Genomic DNA, 14,955 nt, shown 5'->3' on the forward strand with positions numbered 1-14,955 from the left:
TTTTTTATTTACCACCAACTGGGTGGCTAACTTCATTCTATAATCTACCAAAATTATCTTTCTCCGCCGCGCGGTATTTTTTAAAAAACTAGCTTAGTCCTGGTTCGGTTGGTAGGGGACTTCATGGAAATGTTGGCCGGCCTTTTCAATTGTTAATTGGTCATTAAAGCGGTTTTGCAGGCTAGCAATGGTCTTCTCGGTCGCTTCTTCGTTGACCAAAACGTTGGTAATAACGTTAACGCCATACTCTTCTCCGGCAATAGCCAGCTGGTGTTCTTTAAGGTAGTAGGTTAAGGCATCGTGTTGGCGGTAAGAAACAGTAATCTTAAGTTGACGCTGGCGAAGACGCTGGACAATCCCGGCTTGGTGAACGGCCTGGGTAGTAACGTTGCTGTATGCCCGAATTAGGCCACCGGCACCAAGCTTGATCCCACCAAAGTACCGGGTGACCACGGCAACAACATTGTGCAGCTTGGCCAGTTGGAGTGATTCCAAAATGGGCACGCCGGCCGTACCACTCGGCTCCCCATTATCACTTTCACGTTGGACCTGGTCATGGTCACCGACCAGGTAGGCAAAGCAGTTGTGGTTGGCCTTACGGTTCTTGTCCTGAACCTGTTTGATGAAATCTTGGGCGGCTTCTTCAGTTGTGACCCGTTGTAGTGAACAAATAAAGCGTGATTTTTTAATAACGAGCTCGTATTGGGTGGCTTGGGCAATCGTCAAAAATGGTTTTTCCATGGATAAAGTCTTCTTTCCGTGCGTTAAGTTTATTTAATCGTATTTATCAGGTGAAGGAGGTGGTCAGGTGGCAATAGTTGACTACTATGGCCGGCTGGTTTTGGTTAATCGTCACCAGCCGCGACCAGCTGGTGTGACCGTTTTACCGACGATTGATGTCGGCGTGAAAAATATTCAGTGCTACCGCTGCGGGCAGGTCACGCCGAAAACAGTTGCGGCACTGCCAAATGGTGAGTTTTACTGTCCCCACTGTATTAACTTAGGGCGTGTATCAACACTATGCAAATTTTATCATGTTCCCGAAGCAAATCAATTTACGGTTACAGAGCCGGTCCTAACCTGGCACGGGAAACTTTCGCCGTTGCAGTCACAGGCGGCGGTAACGGTAGCCTCCCGAATGACCGCCCATCGCAAACAGTTATTGTGGGCCGTGACGGGTGCCGGAAAGACCGAGATGATATTTCCCGGAATTGCGCAGGCCTTAGCCCGTGGTGAACGCCTGGCCGTAGCCTCACCCCGGGTTGACGTTTGCCTTGAACTGTATCCCCGGCTACGGGCAGCGTTTGCCAATACGGAAATGGCGCTACTTCACGGGCGGGCTGAGCGACCGTATCATTATGCCCAATTGACGGTTTGTACTACACACCAGTTGCTGCGGTTCTACCATGCCTTTGATAACTTGATTATCGATGAAGTCGACGCCTTTCCGTACGCCGCCAACCCCTTATTATTTTTTGCCAGCCAGCAGGCGGTTAAAGAGTCTGGTGGCCAGCTATTTTTGACGGCCACCCCCGGGGCCCACCTTCTAAAGGCGGTCCGGCGCCATCAATTGGCCGTTGCCTACTTACCATTGCGTTATCACGGTCATCTCTTACCGTCGATCCACTGCCACCTGGTTCCACGGTGGCGGCAGCAGTTACTGCACCACCAACTACCTAGCGGACTTATCCGGACCATGCAGGTAGCATTAAGATCAGGGCACCGGTTCCTACTTTTTGTACCGCACGTACGGGACCTAGCCGGAATTGCGCAGGCCTGTTGTTCCTACTTTCCTGCTCACCTGTTTACCACGGTCCACGCTAGTGATCCCCAACGGCTGGTTAAGGTACAGGGGATGCGTGATCACCAATACCAATTTTTGATTACCACCTCAATTTTAGAGCGGGGGGTTACCTTTCCGGAAATTGATGTATTGGTATTAGGAGCGGATGACCAGGTCTTTTCTACTGCGGCATTGGTCCAGATTGCCGGGCGGGCTGGTCGGTCAGCAAGCCGTCCGGAAGGCCATGTTGATTTCTGGATTAGTAGCTACTGTCGGCGGGTGAATCAGGCCGTTCACCAAATCGCGTATATGAATACTAAGGGGAGGCGGTGTCAAGGTGCAGTGCCTGCTGTGTAATCGTCACTTTAACAAACGGTTGACGATTAAGGAACTCTTGTGGCCGCAACCAATTGAGTGGCCACTGATCTGTGAACATTGTCGGTCCGGGTTTACCGCAATCCAGGGCTCAACCTGTCCAATCTGTTGTGCTCCCCAGGCAACGGCTATGGTTTGCCGTGAATGCCGGTATTGGCAGAAGCGTTATCCGTGGAAACTACGGCACACGGCCCTCTATCGCTACAATGAGGCGATGAAAGATTATATGCACCGCTATAAGTTTAACGGTGATTATCGCCTCCGGATGATCTTTACGGCGGCAATGACGGCCGCGGTTGCCACCCAGTCAGCCGACGTGGTGGTGCCGATCCCGGTGACTGAAGAAACGATGCAAAAACGGGGATTTAACCAGGTAGTGGGCCTTTTAACGGGTATCAACCTGTGCCATTGTCTAGGTACCAGGGTCCAACACAAGCTGGCCCAGTCAAGTAAGAATCGTCACGAGCGTTTACAGACGCCGCAACCGTTTAAACTCGTTGAGCCGGCCCACTTAGGGGGACAACGGGTCTTATTGGTCGATGACGTTTATACCACCGGACGGACCATTTACCATGCCGCGCAGCTTGCTTATGATGCCGGTGCGGCTAGTGTTACTAGCCTTTCACTAGCTCGTTAAATTAATTTAAATCATCTGTGAATACATTTGTGAATTAATCATAAGTACACTATAATATAAGTAGGATATGAGAAGAGTGGTCCTTCTGATATCAGATCAAGCGATTGCTTGGACTGAAAGGAGAGAAGTACAATGTTAAAGTTCAATATTCGTGGTGAAAACGTTGAAGTAACAGATGCAATTCGGGACTACGTGGTAAAGCGGATTAGCAAGCTGCAAAAGTTCTTTGAAGATAGCGTCGAAGCAACTGCCCACGTGAACTTAAAGGTTTACCCTAACCGGACTTACAAGGTTGAAGTTACGATTCCGCTCCCATACCTGACGTTGCGGGCTGAAGAGACTTCAAATGACATGTACGGTAGTGTTGACTTAGTAACGGATAAGTTGGAACGTCAAATTCGTAAGTACAAGACCAAGGTTAACCGGAAGTCACGTGAAAAGGGCTTCAAGAACCTTGAATTTGTCCCATCTGATGAAGAATCAAATGAAGATGAATTAAAGATTGTACGGACCAAGCAAGTTTCCTTGAAACCGATGGATCCGGAAGAAGCGGTTCTACAAATGGACATGCTTGGTCATGACTTCTTCGTCTTCCAAGATGCTGAGACTAATGGTACCAGCATTGTTTACCGTCGTCGTGATGGCCGTTACGGTTTGATCGAAGCCGAATAAAAGTCAACTGGCTGGGGATTAATCCTCAGCTTTTTTGTTTTTAAATGCTTCTTCGGCCCGAATTCGCTTTGGTTTTCAATTGGTTAACAACGTGGTAAAATATTACAGTTAGAATTAAAAATATAATTGGCTTGAGTAGCACCTTTTGCAGCTAGTACTCAGGCACAAAAAATTAGGAAGGACGCTTTTATGGCCAACATTCTAAAAAAATGGATTGAAAGCGATCGTCGTGAATTACGGCGAATTAACAAAATAGCAAATAAAGTTGAAGCATATGCCAAACCAATGGCGGACTTAAGTGATGACCAGCTCAAGGCGAAAACCATTGAATTTCAGCAACGTTATCAAAAAGGGGAGTCACTAGACGACTTACTCCCGGAAGCCTTTGCGGTTGCACGTGAAGGTGCCAAGCGGGTCTTGGGATTATATCCTTTCCACGTACAGATTATGGGGGGGATTGTTCTTCACGAAGGTAACATTGCCGAAATGAAGACCGGTGAAGGTAAGACCTTAACGGCCACGATGCCGGTTTACCTGAACGCTCTTTCTGGCAAAGGGGTTCACGTTATTACCGTTAATGAATACCTCTCCAAGCGTGATGCTACTGAAATGGGTCAGCTTTATAACTGGCTAGGCTGCAGTGTTGGTATTAACAACTCCGAAATGAGTCCTGACGAGAAACGGAAGGCTTACCAGGCTGACATTATGTACTCCACCAACAGTGAAATCGGGTTTGACTACCTGCGTGATAACATGGCCGTTTATAAAGAGGACCAGGTTCAACGGGGATTGAACTATGCCATTGTCGATGAAGTTGACTCCATCTTAATCGATGAAGCCCGAACGCCATTAATCATTTCTGGTCCGGGAACGGGAACGTCAAAGCTTTACAAACAAACTGACCGTTTTGTTAAGCAGTTAAAGAACGAAGTTGACTATAAGATTGACCTCGAGTCGAAGACGGTTTCGTTGACGGATGAGGGGATTAAAAAGGCCGAAAAGTACTTTAACTTAAAGAACCTGTATGATCCGGAAAACACGGCCTTAACCCACCACTTAGACCAAGCCCTGCGTGCTAACTACATCATGCTGCGGGATAAGGACTACGTGGTCTCTGACGGTGAAGTCTTGATTGTTGATTCCTTTACCGGTCGGGTAATGCAGGGACGGCGGTTCTCTGACGGCCTTCACCAGGCGATTGAGGCCAAGGAAGGGGTCAAGATCCAAGAAGAGAACAAGACGATGGCCAACATTACCTACCAGAACTTATTCCGGATGTACAGCAAACTAGCCGGAATGACCGGGACGGCCAAGACGGAACAAGAAGAATTCCGTGAAATTTATAACATGGAGACCATCACGATCCCGACTAACCGGCCGGTTGCCCGGAAGGATGAGCCAGACCTCTTGTACCCAACGCTGCAAAGTAAGTTTGCCGCGGTAGTAAAACGGATCAAGAGCCTACACGCAAAGGGCCAGCCAATTCTAGTTGGTACGGTTGCGGTTGAAACATCTGAATACCTCTCCCACCTCTTAGACCAAGAACATATCCCACACGTGGTCTTAAACGCGAAGAATCACGCTAAGGAAGCCGATATTATTAAAAATGCTGGTCAACGTGGTGCGGTAACAATCGCCACCAACATGGCCGGTCGGGGGACCGATATTAAACTGGGCCCTGGTGTTAAGGAACTCGGTGGTTTGGCCGTGATTGGAACGGAACGTCACGAATCGCGGCGGATTGATAACCAGCTTCGTGGCCGTTCCGGCCGGCAGGGTGATCCGGGTCTCTCCCAATTTTACCTGTCACTTGAAGATGACCTGATGAAGCGGTTCGGTGGTGAACGGATTAAGGCCTTCCTTGACCGGATGAAGGTTCAAGGAGACGATGCCGTAATTAAGAGTCGTTTCCTAACCCGGCAAGTTGAATCAGCCCAAAAGCGGGTTGAAGGTAACAACTATGACTCCCGGAAGAACGTCTTACAGTATGATGACGTAATGCGGGAGCAGCGGGAAATTATCTATAAGGAACGGCAAGAGGTTATCACTGAGACTAAGTCGTTGAAGTGGGTATTGATGCCGATCTTCAAGCGGACGATCCAGCGGGAAGTGGAACAGCACACTCTCGGCGATCAAAAGGAATGGGACTTACAAGGAATTGTTGACTTTGCAGAAGAAGTGCTTGTAAAGCCAGAGACGATTTCCGTTAAGGACTTAGAAGGCAAGAGCCAGGACGAAATGGTTGATTTCTTAATGGGATTTGCCGAAAAGGTTTACGACGAGAAGAAGCAAATTTTGTCGGACCCATCGCAAATGCTGGAGTTTGAAAAGGTGGTCTTACTGCGGGTGGTTGATTCGCACTGGACTGACCATATCGATGTAATGGACCAATTCCGGCAATCCGTTGGTCTCCGTGGTTACGGTCAGTTAAACCCACTGGTTGAATACCAGACAGCCGGTTACCATATGTTTGAGCAAATGATTGCTGACATTGAGTACGAAACCACGCGGCTCTTCATGAAGTCTGAAATTCGGCAAAACGTTACTCGTTAGGCCAAACGAAAATTACAATAAGGTACGGCAGCAAGGGCCCCGATAGCGGTACCACTGCCGTATGTTTGTATTTGGAGGAATTAGTAATGGAATTAAGTGAAGCCAAAAAGAAAATAGAAGCAATGCAGGCTGAGGTTGCACGCTTCGGGAGGTCTCTTTGACCTGGATGCGTTAGACGAACAGATCGCCGAAAACGAGCACCAAATGGCCCAGCCGGGTTTTTGGGATGATAATACCAAGGCTCAGGAGAAAATTAATAAAACAAATGAACTAAAGGAAAAACGGGATACCTTTGTCCAACTCCGTGACCAGATTACCGACCTGGAGACGAACGTTGAACTGCTGGAATTGGAGCCAGATCCAGATCTGGCAAAGGAATTAGATGACTCATTTGAAAAGACGGAAAAGGCGCTCCAACAGTACCGCCTCAGCCAGCTCCTTAATGAGCAGTACGATAGTCGGAACGCGATCCTTGAAATTCACCCGGGTGCCGGCGGGACGGAAGCCCAGGACTGGGGTGACATGCTTTTGCGGATGTATGTTCGCTGGGGTGAGCAGCACGGCTTTACCGTTGAAACGGCTAACTATGAAGCAGGGGATGTTGCAGGGATTAAGAGTGTAACCCTTCTCTTTAAGGGGCACAATGCATTTGGCTACCTGCGAAGTGAAAAGGGTGTCCACCGTCTCGTCCGGATTTCGCCCTTTGATTCGGCTGGGCGCCGTCATACCTCCTTTGCCTCAGTAGATGTGATGCCCGAACTGGATGAAAGCGTCAAAGTCGATATTGATCCGTCCGACTTACGGGTCGATACTTTCCGTTCAAGTGGTGCTGGTGGGCAGCACATTAACAAGACCGAGTCAGCAGTCCGGATTACCCACTTGCCAACCGGTCTGGTGGCCTCCTCGCAGGCCGAACGTTCCCAGTTGGAAAACCGGGTAACAGCGATGAACATGCTGAAGTCGAAGTTATATGAGTTAGAGGAAGAAAAGAAAGCTAAAAAACGAGCCGAAATTGAGGGCGAACAGTTAGACATTGGCTGGGGCTCGCAGATTCGTTCCTATGTTTTCCATCCGTATACCCTGGTTAAGGATAACCGGACTAACTATGAAACCCATAATGGTCAAGCAGTGATGGACGGCGACCTGGATCCTTTTATTAATGCTTATCTCCAGTGGAAATTAAGTCAGAAGAATCCACAATAAACGTAATTGCAGTTAGGAATAAAAGCAGGTAATATTTAACCAAAGGGGTGGTTTAATGAGAGAAAGTCGACGTAAGCGGCTAACGCGTTCCGGAAGTGACCGGATTATTGCCGGTGTTTTCGGTGGCTTTGGCCAGTACTTTAACTGTTCACCAACCATTTTCCGGGTGGCCTACGTGATCTTGAGTATTTTAAGTGGGATTGTACCAGGAATCATTATTTACGTGATTATGGTCCTCATAATGCCACCTGATCCACACCATCCGGGTGTTTTAGGCTTTATTAAAAACCTAAATGACCTTCAACAGAGGGTTACGGGGGACGAGCAAAAGCAATCCCGGCGCACCCTAACGGATGTTGAAGAAAAAGATATTAAAAGAAATGGAAGATCATAATGACTTTTTGGAAGAAAGTTTTAGTTGATACGATTTTATTCATTGCTCTCGCTGGCCTGTTTACAGGCACGGGGATGATCTACGTTAGTCACGCTTGGGTTGCCTTATTGGCAGCGTTCATTCTGGCAATTCTGAACGTGGCGGTAAAACCAATTTTAGTTATCCTGACACTACCGGTTAATTTGTTGACCCTGGGGCTTTTCAGCATCGTTATCAATGGGGCCATGTTGGAGTTAACTTCGGCACTAATTGGGTCGCTGTACTTTAGCTTTTCTTCGTTTTGGTCGGCAATGCTGGTGGCGATAATAATGTCGATTTGTAATATGATTATTACCAGTCACCAGTCTGATTACTAAGGAGTGAGGAAGTTTGCCAAACCATGTTACTGTTAAAGAATTAGTTGAAAAGGTTCGCCTAAAGGTTCTCCAAGGAGAAGATTACTTGAGCCGGACAATTACGACCAGTGATATCTCACGGCCGGCGCTGGAATTTGCCGGGTACTTCAAGCACTATCCAGCAATGCGGATCCAACTATTGGGGATCACCGAAATTTCCTTTTCAAAGGACCTGACCCACGACCAAATGACGGAATACATGACGCGGATGTGTACGCCGCAGACGCCGTGTTTTGTAATCTCAACTAATTTACCAATCCCCGCAGAACTAAAGTCTGCAGCGGCAGATGCACATATTCCGATCTTAGGGACCCACTTAACCTCTTCACAGATCTTAAGTAACATGACCTCTTACCTGTTAGGCCGGCTGGCTCCCCGGAAGTCACTCCACGGTGTCTTGGTCGACATCAGTGGGGTCGGTGTATTGATTACCGGTGATTCCGGTGTTGGTAAGAGTGAAACGGCCCTCGAACTAGTACGGCGGGGACACCGGCTCGTGGCGGATGACCGGGTAGAAGTCTATGCCCGGGATGAACAGACGTTAATTGGGACGGCCCCGGCGATCTTACAACACCTGATGGAAATTCGGGGGATCGGGATTATTGATGTTTCAACGCTTTACGGGACTGGTGCCATTATGCCGGTTGATAACATCAACTTAATTGTTCACCTGGAGACCTGGACACCGGATACTAAGTTTGACCGGCTGGGTGACCGTGGTGACACGCAAACGATCCAGGGAGTTATTATCCCGAAGGTTTCCGTCCCAGTTAAAACAGGGCGGAACCTCGCAATCATCATTGAATCGGCTGCGATGAATTACCGTGCCGAAACGATGGGGTATGACGCTACGAAGACTTTTGATGAAAACCTCAACCGCTTGATCAAGCAGAATTCAGCTCGTGACAGTAAGGAACGGGGGAAGAAATGACGACAGTAAACGGTGCGTTGAACCCAATCGCCTTGCAGTGGGGCCCGTTTAAAGTCCACTGGTACGGGGTAATCATCGCGAGTGGCGTTGTTTTAGCATTAATTTTGTCAGTAGCCGAAGGCAAGCGTCGCGGAATTAAGGAGGATTATTTTTACGACTACCTCCTGTGGGCAATTCCGGCAGCGATTGTCTGTGCGCGCCTGTACTATGTGCTCTTCCAGTGGCCTTACTATGCCGCCCACCCCGGTGAAATTATTGCCATCTGGGACGGGGGAATTGCAATTTACGGGGCCATCATTGGGGGCTTTTTAACCCTGTACTTTTTCTGTCGGGCCCGTCAGCTATCGATGTGGACAATGGTGGATGTAATTGCACCAACCTTGATCATGGCGCAAGGAATTGGCCGTTGGGGTAACTTTATGAACCAAGAGGCCTTTGGTCGGGTTACGACCCGGGCAGCGCTGCTCACGCAACACATTCCAGAGTGGATTATTAACCAGATGTACATCGGCGGCCATTACCGGGTGCCAACCTTCTTGTACGAGTCATTGTGGGACCTAACGGGATTTGTACTCTTGATGCTTTTACGGCACCGGCCCCACCTTTTTCGGCAGGGTGAAGTCTTTTTAAGCTATGTCATGTGGTACGCGGCCGGTCGGTTGGTGATTGAGGGAATGCGGACGGATAGCTTAATGTTGGGGCCAATTCGGATTTCCCAATTATTATCCCTTGTTTTTCTGGCAACGGCACTGGTTATCCTGATTGTGCGTCGTCGTTCAGGCAAGGTCGACTGGTATTGGACAAGTAACTAGTTTTTTAGAATTAAGGAGAATAGTTATGGCAGAAAAAATTGCAGTGTTAGGTGCTGGCTCATGGGGTAGTACGTTAGCAAATATGTTGGTGGAAAATGGACATACAGTAATGCTGTGGGCCCGTAACCAAGAGCAGGTTGACCAGCTAAACCAGCAACATATTAACCCTAATTACATGCAACACTTGGTTTACTCGGATCAGCTAGTGGCCACAACGGACATGAAGGCGGCGGTGAAGGATGCGAGTGTGATTTTAATCGTTATCCCAACCAAGGGCTTACGTCAGGTGGCCAAGCAGTTGAATACTATCCTGGGCGAGTTAAACCAGCAGTCATTAATTGTGCACGCGACGAAGGGGCTGGAACAAAATACCTACAAGCGGCCGTCAGAGATGTTGGCCGAAGAAATTGCGCCAGAATACCGGTCAGCAATTGTGGTTCTCTCGGGACCAAGCCATGCTGAAGATGTTGCCATTAAGGATATGACCGCGGTCACCGCTGCTTGCGAGGACCTGGAAAAGGCCAAGCAGGTGCAAGAACTCTTTAGCAACTCCTATTTCCGGGTATATACCAATGATGATGTTATCGGGGCTGAATTTGGGGCCGCGCTAAAGAATATCATTGCGATTGGTGCGGGGGCCCTGCAGGGATTAAACTACCACGACAACGCACGGGCCGCACTGATTACCCGGGGATTGGCTGAAATCCGGCGGCTAGGGGTGGCCTTTGGTGCTAACCCGATGACTTTTATTGGTCTTTCGGGGGTTGGTGACCTGGTAGTTACGGCAACGAGTAAAAACTCACGGAATTGGCGGGCCGGTTACCAGCTGGGCCAAGGACAAAAACTGGACGATGTAATCAAGAACATGGGAATGGTGATTGAAGGTGTTTACACCACCAAGGCCGCTTATGAGCTGAGTCGGAAGCGGCAGGTAAAGATGCCAATTACTGAATCTTTGTATGAAGTTCTGTACGAAGATAAGGACATTAAAGATGCAATTTCTCAACTGATGAACCGGGACTTAACGTCTGAAGTCGAATAAGTATGGTAAAATACTATCGGGTACACACTGAGAGAAATTGAAGGAACGAAAGGACTTTATGTTATGAAACGTGTTAGAAAGGCAATTATTCCGGCGGCCGGGTTAGGGACCCGTTTCCTGCCAGCCACCAAAGCATTAGCCAAGGAAATGCTACCAATTGTCGATAAGCCGACTATTCAGTTTATTGTTGAAGAGGCTCGTAAGTCTGGAATTGAAGACATTGTGGTAGTTGATGGTAAGAATAAGCGGTCAATTGAGGATCACTTTGACTCCAATCCTGAATTGGAAGATAATCTACGGTCAAAACATAAGGATGAAATGCTTAAGTTAGTGGAAGAAACCACTGATATTAACATTTACTTCATTCGGCAATCGCACCCCCGTGGCTTAGGGGACGCTGTTTTGACAGCCCGTGATTTTATCGGTGATGAACCATTTGTGGTCATGCTCGGTGATGATCTAAATAACATCAATAACAATGGTGAACCACTGACGAAGCAATTGATTGAAAGTTATCACCAGACCGGGGCTTCTACCTTAGCCGTAATGCGGGTGCCGCATGAAGATACGGCTAAGTACGGGGTAATTAACCCTAGCAAGGAAGTTACGCCTGGGCTATACAATGTTACTAGCTTTGTTGAAAAGCCGGCTCCTAAGAATGCCCCGAGTGACCTGGCCATTATTGGTCGGTATGTCTTTACGCCAGAAATTTTTGATGTCTTAGCTAAGACCAAGCCCGGTAAGGGGAATGAAATTCAACTGACGGATGCAATCGACACCTTGAACCAAACCCAGCGCGTCTTTGCCCGTGAATATACGGGTGACCGTTACGATGTTGGTAATAAGTTTGGTTGGGTTAAGACCAACATTGAATATGGTTTAAAGCACCCCCAAGTTAAGGACGAACTTCGTGAATACATCAAGGAATTAGGTGCCAAGTTGGCGGCCGAAGATAAGCAAAGTAAGAAGTAAAGGACTAGTTTTAAATAAGGACCGTCGTTTAGCCGCGGTCCTTATTTTTTGTAAGCAAAATGATAGACAAATCTAGGGACCTTGGTTATGATAATGAATAATAACGAATGCTGAGGAGGAAAGAACGATGGCAGCGGAAAAGAAGTATGATGTGATCATCATCGGTGCCGGCCCTGGTGGAATGACCACGGCACTTTATGCATCACGTGCCAACCTGAAAGTGGTAATGCTTGATCGGGGGGCCTATGGTGGTAACCTGAATAACACCGCATCGATTGTAAACTACACCGGTTTCAAGGATGTTCAGGGACCAGAATTAGCCGAGAAGATGTACCAGGGGGCAACCCAGTTTGGCGCTGAGTATGCCTATGGAACGGTGACTAAACTAGCGGTTGAAGGGCCACTAAAGAAGGTTACAACGGATATGGGCGATACCTTTGTTGCGCCGGTTGTGGTAATCGCTACCGGTTCGGACCACCGCAAACTCGGTGTGCCGGGTGAAGAAGAGTTTAGTGGCCGGGGGGTCTCTTACTGTGCGGTTTGTGATGGTGCCTTTTTCAAGAATCGGCACCTGATCGTCGTCGGTGGTGGTGACTCGGCAATCGAAGAAGGATTATACCTTACGCAGCTCGCTTCTAAGGTAACGGTGGTTGTTCGGCGGGGCGAACTCCGGGCACAACCGATGTTGCAAGATGAGGCGGCGCAAAATGAGAAGATGGAGTTTGTGTACAACACCAATGTAACGGCAGTGGTTGGAGATGACATTAAGGTCACCGGGGTTAAGACCCATAATAATAAGACCGGTGAAGATGGTGAAATTGCTGCTGACGGTGTCTTCATCTATGTTGGTAACGTGCCGATGACGAAACCATTTACGGAGCTTGGTATTTTAGATGACCAAGGATGGGTAAAGACTGATAATGTCATGAAGACGAAGGTTCCTGGTATTTTTGCGATCGGGGATGTTCGTGAAACACCCCTCCGGCAGATTGCCACGGCCGTAGGTGACGGTGCGATTGCCGGCCAACAGGTTTACCAATATTTAAAGAGTCACAACTAGCTAATGTTAACTAGCCCGCGGTGAAAACCGTTCGGGCTATTTTTTTCAGTAAAAATTTAGTAAAATAATTAGTAAAAATACGCAGGAGGTAGTGAGATGCGGTATACTGATAACAGATCATAGAAGTAAAGGAGACTTTATTGTGAGCTGGAAAGATACCTACCAAGTATGGAAAGAGCGGACCGACCTCGATCCTAAGCTTAAGCAAGAGTTAAACGCCATGAGCGATGACAAGGAGATCGAAGACGCCTTTTATGGCCCACTATCATTCGGTACTGCCGGTATGCGGGGACTAATGGGCCCCGGTATTAACCGGATGAACATTTACACTGTCCGTCAAGCAACGGAAGGGTTAGCAACGCTGATGGAATCACTAGGTGATGAGGTCAAGCAACGTGGGGTTGCCATTGGCTACGACTCCCGGCATAATTCTTATCGCTTTGCCCATGATTCTGCTCGGGTGCTTGGTGCCCACGGAATTAAGGTTTACATTTATGATAATGTTCGGCCGACACCAGAACTGTCGTTTGCAGTTCGTCATAATGGTACCTACGCCGGAATCATGATTACGGCGAGTCATAACCCAATGGAATACAATGGTTACAAGATTTACGGTGAAGATGGTGGTCAAATGCCGCCAAAGGAATCGGACATGATGACCGGCTACATCCGTAAGATCGGTGACTTGTTTGACATTAAATTGGCGGATGAACAAGAAATGCTGAACAATGGCCTGGAGATTGTCATGGGTGAGGATGTCGACCACGCTTACCTACAACAAGCTAAGGAGGTAACGGTTAACCCCGACCTGGCTAAGAAGTACGGTAAGGACATGAAGTTTGTCTTTACGCCACTGTGCGGGACGGGCCGGATGCTTGGTGAACGGGCTCTTCGGCAAGCCGGCTTTACTAACTTCACCATTGAACCGACCGAAGCACAACCAAATGGTGACTTTCCAGGATTAAAGCACCCGAACCCCGAATTTCCGGAAGCCTTTGTTCGGTCAATTGCACTGGGTAAAAAGATTGATGCCGATGTTTTAATCGCTACTGACCCCGATGCGGACCGGCTTGGTTGTGCCGTTCGGCAACCAAATGGTGAATACCAGCTGTTAACCGGGAACCAAATTGCCTCCATTATGCTGCACTACATTCTGGAAGCACGTAAACAAGCAGGGACCCTGCCGAAGAACGCGGCAGCGGTTAAATCCATCGTATCGACTAACTTTGCTGCTAAGATTGCGGAGAGTTATGGCGTGGACATGATTAACGTCTTAACCGGGTTTAAGTGGATCGCTGATCAAATTCACCAATATGAAACGGGGAAGGTTGACCATACCTTTATGTTTGGGTTTGAAGAAAGTTATGGTTACCTGATTAAGCCATTTGTTCGTGATAAGGATGCGATCCAGTCGCTGACCCTGCTAGCTGAGGTTGCGGCCTACTACCGGAGCCGGAACATGACCCTGTACGATGGTCTCCAAGAGCTCTTCAAGAAGTACGGTTACTTCCGCGAAAAGACGATTGCTAACACCTATGCGGGAATTGATGGCCCGGCCAAGATTCAAGGCCTAATGAAGAAGTTCCGGGAAGAAGCACCGGCTGACTTTGCTGGTCACCAGGTAGTGGTAACGGAAGACTTCTCCAAGGGGACGAAGACGACGGCTGACGGTCAGGTGAGCGAATTGGGTATTCCAGAATCCAATGTATTACGCTACGTATTGGACGATGAGACCTGGATTGCTATTCGACCATCAGGGACGGAACCAAAACTAAAGTTCTACATCGGAACGAGTGCGGATTCATTAGACAAGGCGAATGCCAAGTTAAGTGAATTCGAAAAGGCACTGCAAGCCTTTGCTGAAGAATAATAATTAGATAACGAGTTTAAAGGGGAAAGTATGACAGAGGTCGCTTTACGACGCGTAGCTAGGTTATCTGCCACCCCCGCGAGCACCAATAGGGGTCCAGAGTTCGGCTTTACCGGGCTTTGGGCCCCATTTGTGTACCGCGCTGTGGACTTTTAATTTAAGTTACAGTCCCCCTTTTACATTTGCTATGTACTGATTCGGATTAATAGACGAATGCATGTTTGCATGATACACTAAATTGTGACTTGAAAAATGG

At 48.2% G+C, this 14,955-nt stretch carries 14 protein-coding genes; 13 read left to right on the forward strand and 1 reads right to left on the reverse strand.

Going from position 1 to position 14,955, the window contains the following annotated elements:
- Window positions 1–93: 93 nt before the first annotated feature.
- Entirely contained in the window at window positions 94–741 is a 648-nt protein-coding gene (locus ACI31H_RS01315) for a YigZ family protein (RefSeq protein ID WP_439770200.1), read from the reverse strand.
- 67 nt (window positions 742–808) lie between these two features.
- On the opposite strand from ACI31H_RS01315, the gene ACI31H_RS01320 reads away from it, so the two are divergent.
- The 13 genes from ACI31H_RS01320 (at window position 809) to ACI31H_RS01380 (ending at window position 14,699) form a co-directional block, all read left to right on the forward strand.
- Entirely contained in the window at window positions 809–2,140 is a 1,332-nt protein-coding gene (locus tag ACI31H_RS01320; RefSeq protein ID WP_439770201.1) for a DEAD/DEAH box helicase, read from the forward strand.
- Window positions 2,121–2,795: a ComF family protein gene (locus tag ACI31H_RS01325; protein WP_439770202.1), complete on the forward strand. Its 675-nt coding sequence runs from the start codon at window positions 2,121–2,123 to the stop codon at window positions 2,793–2,795. Before ACI31H_RS01320 ends, ACI31H_RS01325 begins: the two co-directional genes overlap by 20 nt.
- Before the next feature lie 132 nt (window positions 2,796–2,927).
- Entirely contained in the window at window positions 2,928–3,467 is a 540-nt protein-coding gene (hpf, locus tag ACI31H_RS01330) for a ribosome hibernation-promoting factor, HPF/YfiA family (protein ID WP_439770203.1), read from the forward strand.
- A 189-nt stretch (window positions 3,468–3,656) separates the two neighbouring features.
- A complete protein-coding gene (secA, locus tag ACI31H_RS01335) occupies window positions 3,657–6,020 on the forward strand; it encodes a preprotein translocase subunit SecA (RefSeq protein WP_439770204.1) in 2,364 nt (787 codons plus the stop codon).
- A gap of 86 nt (window positions 6,021–6,106) precedes the next feature.
- Window positions 6,107–7,223 (forward strand): peptide chain release factor 2 gene (gene prfB / locus ACI31H_RS01340; RefSeq protein WP_439770205.1). Its coding sequence is split into 2 segments (ribosomal slippage): window positions 6,107–6,178 and window positions 6,180–7,223, totalling 1,116 coding nucleotides; the frame shifts between segments, so codons are not numbered across the junction.
- A 55-nt stretch (window positions 7,224–7,278) separates the two neighbouring features.
- Window positions 7,279–7,617 carry a PspC domain-containing protein gene (locus ACI31H_RS01345; protein WP_439770206.1) on the forward strand — a complete coding sequence of 113 codons (339 nt, stop codon included), beginning with the start codon at window positions 7,279–7,281 and terminating at the stop codon, window positions 7,615–7,617.
- Entirely contained in the window at window positions 7,617–7,973 is a 357-nt protein-coding gene (locus tag ACI31H_RS01350) for a phage holin family protein (RefSeq protein WP_439770207.1), read from the forward strand. The genes ACI31H_RS01345 and ACI31H_RS01350 overlap by 1 nt, the downstream gene beginning before the upstream one ends.
- A gap of 13 nt (window positions 7,974–7,986) precedes the next feature.
- Entirely contained in the window at window positions 7,987–8,943 is a 957-nt protein-coding gene (hprK, locus tag ACI31H_RS01355; RefSeq protein WP_439770208.1) for an HPr(Ser) kinase/phosphatase, read from the forward strand.
- Window positions 8,940–9,755 carry a prolipoprotein diacylglyceryl transferase gene (gene lgt, locus ACI31H_RS01360; protein ID WP_439770209.1) on the forward strand — a complete coding sequence of 272 codons (816 nt, stop codon included), beginning with the start codon at window positions 8,940–8,942 and terminating at the stop codon, window positions 9,753–9,755. The genes hprK and lgt overlap by 4 nt, the downstream gene beginning before the upstream one ends.
- A 25-nt stretch (window positions 9,756–9,780) precedes the next feature.
- A complete protein-coding gene (locus tag ACI31H_RS01365) occupies window positions 9,781–10,797 on the forward strand; it encodes an NAD(P)H-dependent glycerol-3-phosphate dehydrogenase (RefSeq protein WP_439770210.1) in 1,017 nt (338 codons plus the stop codon).
- Window positions 10,798–10,860: 63 nt separating this feature from the next.
- The gene (gene galU, locus ACI31H_RS01370; protein ID WP_439770211.1) at window positions 10,861–11,769 is read left to right on the forward strand and encodes a UTP--glucose-1-phosphate uridylyltransferase GalU; all 909 of its coding nucleotides are present in this window, start codon (window positions 10,861–10,863) and stop codon (window positions 11,767–11,769) included.
- Window positions 11,770–11,896: 127 nt separating this feature from the next.
- A complete protein-coding gene (trxB, locus tag ACI31H_RS01375; protein ID WP_439770212.1) occupies window positions 11,897–12,829 on the forward strand; it encodes a thioredoxin-disulfide reductase in 933 nt (310 codons plus the stop codon).
- A gap of 142 nt (window positions 12,830–12,971) precedes the next feature.
- Window positions 12,972–14,699, forward strand: coding sequence for a phospho-sugar mutase (locus ACI31H_RS01380; protein ID WP_439770213.1), 1,728 nt, complete (start codon window positions 12,972–12,974; stop codon window positions 14,697–14,699).
- The last annotated feature ends 256 nt before the right edge of the window (window positions 14,700–14,955 follow it).

The organism is Limosilactobacillus sp., from assembly GCF_051873035.1.
Classification (GTDB): domain Bacteria; phylum Bacillota; class Bacilli; order Lactobacillales; family Lactobacillaceae; genus Limosilactobacillus.

Excerpts from the sequence above, each read along its gene's own strand:
- ACI31H_RS01350 (WP_439770207.1), top strand. The coding sequence starts at position 7,617 with ATGACTTTTTGGAAGAAAGTTTTAGTTGATACGATTTTATTCATTGCT.
- secA (WP_439770204.1), top strand. The coding sequence starts at position 3,657 with ATGGCCAACATTCTAAAAAAATGGATTGAAAGCGATCGTCGTGAATTA.
- lgt (WP_439770209.1), top strand. The coding sequence starts at position 8,940 with ATGACGACAGTAAACGGTGCGTTGAACCCAATCGCCTTGCAGTGGGGC.
- trxB (WP_439770212.1), top strand. The coding sequence starts at position 11,897 with ATGGCAGCGGAAAAGAAGTATGATGTGATCATCATCGGTGCCGGCCCT.
- ACI31H_RS01365 (WP_439770210.1), top strand. The coding sequence starts at position 9,781 with ATGGCAGAAAAAATTGCAGTGTTAGGTGCTGGCTCATGGGGTAGTACG.
- galU (WP_439770211.1), top strand. The coding sequence starts at position 10,861 with ATGAAACGTGTTAGAAAGGCAATTATTCCGGCGGCCGGGTTAGGGACC.
- hpf (WP_439770203.1), top strand. The coding sequence starts at position 2,928 with ATGTTAAAGTTCAATATTCGTGGTGAAAACGTTGAAGTAACAGATGCA.
- ACI31H_RS01345 (WP_439770206.1), top strand. The coding sequence starts at position 7,279 with ATGAGAGAAAGTCGACGTAAGCGGCTAACGCGTTCCGGAAGTGACCGG.
- ACI31H_RS01315 (WP_439770200.1), bottom strand. The coding sequence starts at position 741 with ATGGAAAAACCATTTTTGACGATTGCCCAAGCCACCCAATACGAGCTC.